This is a genomic window from Syntrophorhabdales bacterium (assembly GCA_035541455.1).
GTDB lineage: Bacteria > Desulfobacterota > Syntrophorhabdia > Syntrophorhabdales > WCHB1-27 > JADGQN01.
This window is the reverse complement of the sequence record DATKNH010000152.1, coordinates 24,623-31,052: the sequence shown is the minus strand read 5'-3', so window position 1 is coordinate 31,052 and position 6,430 is coordinate 24,623. Positions and strand designations below refer to the sequence as shown.

Genomic DNA, 6,430 nt, shown 5'->3' with positions numbered 1-6,430 from the left:
AATGGTGAGCGTGCGAGCCATGGTAAAAAAACCAAAAGACGTAACGAGCATGACAGCAGACAAGAGACCTATTTCCGGGGTGAACCACCGGGCCACAGCTGCGTACAGGAAAAGAGCCGTCACCAACGCAGCCAGGGCGTCAGGCAGCCGTGTGGTGCACTCACTGAAGCCGAATATTTTAAATGACAAAGCCGTTGTCCAGTAGAGCAGAGGAGGCTTTTCGAAGTAGCGCACGTAGTCAAGGTGGGGCACGATGTAGTCCCCGGTCTCGACCATTTCCCTCGGTATCTCGGCATACCGTCCCTCGTCAGGCTCTTTGAGAGAATAGCTCCCCAGACCGTGAAAAAAGAAGACGTAGGAGAGCAGCAGTATGAGAAGTATATGGAGTCTGATTTGCGATATAGGCAACCTAGAGCCTCTCACTTGTTGTTATGAGCTCAAAATGGAACAGTGCATCATTTCGTTCGCGGCAGCCGGTGCATTCCGCGCTCAGTCAGTAGATACTAACATATCGCAGTAACCCCTTACCACGTTAGAGCAGGTAAGAACAAGAGTTCTGGTCGGACCTCACCATCCCAGTTTTGTTCCTAAACCGAACCTTCGCTTGTCATTCTTCCAATGCCAGTTTATGCTCTGATGGAGACCGAGGCGGCCGCGAGGAACCGACGCAGGCGTACGTATGGGTACGTCGAGGAGCGTGACGCAGCGACAACGAAGGTATACGCAGAAGATAAACTGGTATTAGAAGGTTATTTTGAAGACGGTACCTTTGTCCCTGATAAGCTCCAGCCTGCCCTCTATCTGCATGGCAAGGGCTGATACCAGCTGAAGCCCAAGGGTTTCTGCATTGAGCACGTCTATCTCCCCCGGCAGACCTACCCCGTTGTCGCTTACGATCAGCACGTTCTTGCCCGCCATTCTGTGAAGATCGACGGTAATGTGTCCTTCGACCCCGTTCAGGAAAGCATGTTTCAAGGCATTTGAAACAAGCTCGTTAATGATGAGGCCGCACGGGATAGCCGTATCCAGGGCGAGAAAGACGTCTTCCACGTGCACATCGAGCGTGATGCCCTTTCCGTTTGTCCTGTACGAATCGAGCAGGTTTCTCGCGAGATTCCGCACATAGGGTGAGAAATCTATCTGAGCTACGTTCGTAGACTGGTAGAGCTGCTTGTGGATGAAGGCCATCGACTTCACGCGATTGCGGCTCTCTTCCAGGATCCGGCGTGTCTCCTCATCCTTAACTGTCTGCGACTGAAGAAAGAGCAGGCTGGAAACTACCTGAAGGTTATTCTTGACCCGGTGGTGAACCTCCTTCAGAAGCACTTCCTTCTCCTTGAGTGATGTCTTGATCTGCTCTTCGGCTAACCTTCGCTCGGTAATATCACGCAGGTAGTTGAGAGTGGCCGGTTCTCCCCGATACGTTATGCCGGCGACCGACACTTCGACATATATGTTGGATCCGTCCTTCTTGACACCTTTGAACTCATAGCGCGAGGGCGCCGGCTCCCCGCCCTGCCTCCGCCTGTCAATCTCCGCCATACGATCCCGTTCGTCAGGGTGGATCACCGGGTAGATGGGCTGCCCTATCACTTCGTCAAGCCGTTCGTAGCCGAACATCTCGAGAAATTTCTGGTTGGCATAGACGCGAAAATCGCCCTGGCTTATGGTAATCGCATCGTTGGAACATTCGATGGCGGTACGATAACGCTCTTCAGATTCCACGAGTGCCGCCTCGGTCCTCTTAAACTCGGCAATATCGATGACCGATACAACACTCCTTTTTGTGCCTGCTACCATTTTGACGCAGAATAATACATCTCTCACTGCGCCGCTCCTCTCGATCAACTGAGTCTTGTAGGTCTTGGGTACGCTCACCTCATCCTTTCTGCGAGCCTTGTGGTACGTCCACAGCTTGTCATGCCATTCCTGAGGAATGAATTCGGCGGCGCTCTTGATCCCTTCAATTTCTTTTCTGGAGAAACCTGACAGCTTTTCAAACTCGCGGTTGACAAAAAATATTCTTCCGTTTTCCTCCACAATCATAGTCGCGACAAACATGTTTTCAACGATCATCCTGTGCGTATCCTCGCCTTCAGCCGGACGGCATACTTCTTCGGACTTGTGGCGGCCCAACTGAAGGGCAGCCATTTTGTGCCCGGCAGCCTCTTTGAGCAACAACGGCACCGCGAAATAGGCGGCAAGCGCGGCAACCGTGAGACTGACAAGAACGGAAAGAGGAGAGGCAAGCCAGCCGAAGAAGGAGGGAAAGAGTATCCCTTCGAGGACCTCGTGCAGGGAAATCGCGAAAAGGCCCAGGACTGTGACGACAATAGGAGCTAGCGCCTGGAGGGCAGGTTCAACTCGATCTGTTTTCATTGGGCGACGCCTGAAAGAAATGCACTCAGGGATACGTTAGTGCTGCATATAGCGTACCAGGCTTCCACGACCAGAAAAACGTAAGCAGCGAGCAGTAAGCAGCGAAAAAAACTAAAGGACTCTGCAGTTCCGGAACTTCACGAGTGCCGGTAAACCGTCACTGCCCTGACGCAGGATGTCAGAGGGCCAGACAATAGGTTAAGGTTGAGATTCATACTAAGCTTCAAAGAAGGGCAGAACAAGCGTTAACCAGCGGCACGTCTCCACCGGCTTTTCCTTAACCTTAGCCTGAGTCTTAACCTTGCCCTTTAAGTAAGGCGAGGCTCAAAGTCGGCCAGTACGTTATGATCACCAGCGCTAGGAGCAGAATGAGTATATAGGGGACGGAAGCGCGGTATAGCTGCAGAACAGGGCGTTCAAACCGCATGCTTGACACAAACAGGTTGATCCCCAGCGGCGGCAGGGACGCGCCGATTTCCAGGTTGGTCAGGAGGATCATCCCCAGATGTGTCGGGTGAATGGCGTAGGCTTGCGCAACCGGTAGAATCATGGGCACCAGGACGATCAATGCCGGGAACATCCCGAGAAGACAGCCTGCTACAAGAAGGAAGATGTTGAGCCACAGAAGGAAAGCATGCGGGCTTTCCACATGGCTTCGCATGAAATTGAGAAGCATACTCGGAATCTCTTCGTTGATGAGGCTGTTCGTCAGACCGAAGGAAACCCCGAGAATGATCAGTATGCCACCTACGAGGATACTCCCCTTGATCGTAATCGACTTGAGGTCCCTGATTTTTACATCCCTGTAAATCCCCACTTCTACGATCAGCACATAGAGGACCGTCAGAACCGCTGCTTCGCTCACAGCAACGTAACCTCCATAGATGCCTCCCAGCACCACGAAAGGCAGGGGAACTTCCCAGATCGCCTCCCGCAGTGCGCCTGCGAGTTCACGAATCGTGAACCGGGGTCGAACCACGTTCGAACGGATGCCTTTCCATCCACTGTAAAGGGAAAGAAACAGAACAAGTAATGCTCCCGGGAGAATCCCCGCGACAAAGAGCTGATCAATGCTTGTCTGGGCAACGACCCCGTAGAGGATGAGAGGAAAGCTGGGGGGAAAGAGAAGGCCCAGCGTGCCTGATGTCGTCAAGAGCCCGAGCGAAAATCTTTCCGGGTACTTCTGCCGCAGCAGCGCCGGAAACAGTAAACCGCCCAGAGCTATGATCGTCAGCCCTGTCGCTCCTGTCAGTGCCGTGAAGACAGCCGAAACAAGAAGTGCGATGATTGCCAGTCCCCCCGGGAGCCAGCCCAGCAGAGCGTTGGAGAGACGGACGAGCCTGTGGGGCGCCTTGCTTTCAGCGAGAACATAACCCGCCAGGGAAAAAAGGGGGAGAGCTGCCAGATTCGGTGTGTGGGCAAGCTTATAGAGCTCGATGATCAGGGCTGAAAGGTCGATGCCGCTCCGGTAGAGAAAAAGAAGACTGCTTGCTGCAATAACAACGAAAAGGGGTGTCCCCAGCACGACCAGAAAGAGAGCGGTTATGGTAGATACGAACCCCATGCGTCAGTTACGGCCGGGCCAGATGAGATCTTTGATGCCCTGAAAGGCAAACCGGATGCCCAGAACGAGCCACATGAACGGCATGATTGCCTGAGAGCACCAGAGAGGGATGCCGACTGCCAGGTATTTTCCCGGCCGGTAGTCGTCCAGTATGAAACGGACTGCGGGATAGACCAGCAACAGGCAGACGAGCGCGGAGAATAGCCAGAGTCCACCTTTTATCCGGTGACGTGACCTGAGTGAGAGCCGCTGAGGCAGGATCTCTATGACGATGTGCCGGTTTTCGCGGGTTGCAATCGATGCCCCGAGAAGCGCCACCCAGAGAACAATATGGTTCTGCAGAGGATCAATCCAGACAAGCCCGATAGAGATCACATTGCGGAAGAGAATCTGCGCGGCGCCCAGAGCCACCATGCCAAACATCATACAGACGAGAAGCACCTCTTCCAGTTGATCGTACCATGAGCCCAATCTTTTGAGGAAAGGCATCTGCATCAGTTCTCTTTGCGCAGCGTCTTGAGAATATTCCTCTCCTCCTCGAGGCTCTTTTTCGAGAACTGATCTTCCCCGAGGGTGGAAATGCCTTTGAAGCAAATGGCCTGAAGCTCCTTGACGTCGCCGGCGGAAGGGGTGATGAGCTTGATGCCCTTGGCCTGAAGCACCTGGATTGCTTTCTCGTTTTCCTTCCGGAGTTGCTCCTTCAGCGGTGCAAGCTGCTGTCTGAATGCTGCTTCGACCAGAGGCCTCTGAGCCTGCGGGATCTTTTCGAAATCAGCCTTCTTGAGAACTACTGCACCTGCCGAGTAGGCCAGCGGTACATTCGTCATGTACGAGACCTTTGTAAACCATTGCACGGCTATAGCCGCAAGAGGCGAGCTGTAGACCGTGTCGACCATGCCGGTCTGCAGGGCCATGAGCACATCCGTAACCGGCAAAGGTATGGCATTGACACCCAGTTCCTTGAAAACCGCTCTCCCGATTGGCGTGTCCTCCCAGATCCAGACCTTGCCTTTTTTGAGATCCGCGGCATTTTTGATCGGCTCCTTCGAGAGAAGGTAGATAAAGCCCTGTTCTGCCCAGCCCATCCATTTGAAGCCATTGTCGAGCAGTCCTTTCTGAAAAAGATTATCCATACGCTCAAGGACCGCGTCAACCTCCTGGTAATTCTGAAAAAGAAAAGGTAAGCCAAGAATCCTGAAGTCTTTGAAGATGACTCCCAGACCGCCGCCGGTGAGCAGCGCGCCCTGGATTTCACCTACCTTGATCTTGCGTAGCATATCTACTTCATCGCCGAGCATGCCTCCGGGAAAGATACGAAGCGTGACTTGTTTGTTCGTCTTCTGCTCCAACTCCTTGTTGATGTCACGGAAGGCCTTGACCCACGCGCTTCCTTCAGGAGCTAACGTTCCCAGCTTCAAGACCACGTTCTGAGCCGCACCTGGTGCCGGCATACAAAAGGCGAGCATCAGAACAAAGACGACGGCCCAGCGCAGAGTGCCGCAAAAACAGGGTCCGGGATCGGGTGCTCGCCCACAGAGGTTCCGGGGTATTGCAAACATTTTTTCTCCAGTCATCAACATCTCCTTCATCGGTTATCTAACTCAAAAATATTCGTCCACCTGGTCGAGAAGCCGCTTCGCCTTCTGGTGGGCAACCGTATTGGCCAGTGTCAAATCAGGCTCGACAGAGGCAGACGTCGCAAGTACACGCTTCAGCGTAGAGACGTACAGTTCACGGTCAAGTGTCTGTCGCGCATAATACTGCGCGTAGTAAACATCGGTCATAAGAAACTTGCCCTTGCTATACTCCATAGCCTTCCTGAAATGCTCGTTTGCTTTCCTAAGACTGCCGCCGAACTGCTCGGGTCGGGCCGTAAGGAGAATTGCTTCAAACAGATGCGCCGAGCCCCAGTAGTAAGAAGGGTCAAGCTGCAGCACCCTCTCGATCAAAGCTTCGACCCATGGGAGATCGGCCAGAGCCTCTGCGGAATCTGAACTGGCGATCCAGCTTCCCCAGACACTGCCGACCCAGAACAGAATGGGGACATCACTCTTACGCGCCTGCTCCAGCGTCTTCTGGAACACATCAAGCGACGTATCAGTGACATTCTTGAACAGCGGGCTTACTTTGAGGCTTCGGACCGCATACTCTTTGCCTCGTCCATAGAGGTTTGCGATGCGCTCCTGTTCTCCCTCTTCGAGGATAGATGCATAGGAGGCATACGCCTTTGCACCCGCAAGAAGAAGATCCTGGTTGTCAGGGTAGCTCAGAATCATGCCGTCAATGAGCATCAGGTAAGCAGGAGTTCCGCTGCGCACCAGCACGACGTCGGACTGCCTGCCGGCTGAGAGCGCAACATCCTGGAAAAGAGACGAAGCCCTGTCCGACACCATTTTCTGCGGCGAAAAACAACCCGGAAGGATGAGGAGAGCAACGAGTGTGAGAGTAACGAGTCTCAGGTTTTGCGCACAGCTCTGACGCATAGCT

General features: G+C 53.5%; 6 protein-coding genes. All 6 read right to left on the bottom strand.

What is annotated here, in order from left to right:
* Positions 1–408, bottom strand: a 408-nt coding sequence (locus VMT71_16370; protein HVN25544.1) for a glycosyltransferase family 39 protein, incomplete at its 3' end; no start/stop codon positions are given.
* Positions 409–741: 333 nt separating this feature from the next.
* Positions 742–2,379 (bottom strand): PAS domain S-box protein, encoded by a 1,638-nt coding sequence (locus VMT71_16365; GenBank protein HVN25543.1) that lies wholly within the window; start codon positions 2,377–2,379, stop codon positions 742–744.
* Between the two features lie 295 nt (positions 2,380–2,674).
* Positions 2,675–3,943 carry a TRAP transporter large permease subunit gene (locus VMT71_16360; protein ID HVN25542.1) on the bottom strand — a complete coding sequence of 423 codons (1,269 nt, stop codon included), beginning with the start codon at positions 3,941–3,943 and terminating at the stop codon, positions 2,675–2,677.
* A gap of 3 nt (positions 3,944–3,946) precedes the next feature.
* On the bottom strand, positions 3,947–4,438 hold the full coding sequence (locus VMT71_16355; protein ID HVN25541.1) for a TRAP transporter small permease subunit: 492 nt from the start codon (positions 4,436–4,438) through the stop codon (positions 3,947–3,949).
* Positions 4,438–5,517, bottom strand: coding sequence for a TRAP transporter substrate-binding protein DctP (gene dctP / locus VMT71_16350; GenBank protein ID HVN25540.1), 1,080 nt, complete (start codon positions 5,515–5,517; stop codon positions 4,438–4,440). Before dctP ends, VMT71_16355 begins: the two co-directional genes overlap by 1 nt.
* 27 nt (positions 5,518–5,544) lie before the next feature.
* Positions 5,545–6,426, bottom strand: a complete 882-nt coding sequence (locus VMT71_16345; GenBank protein HVN25539.1) for a TRAP transporter TatT component family protein — start codon at positions 6,424–6,426, stop codon at positions 5,545–5,547.
* Positions 6,427–6,430: the final 4 nt, after the last annotated feature.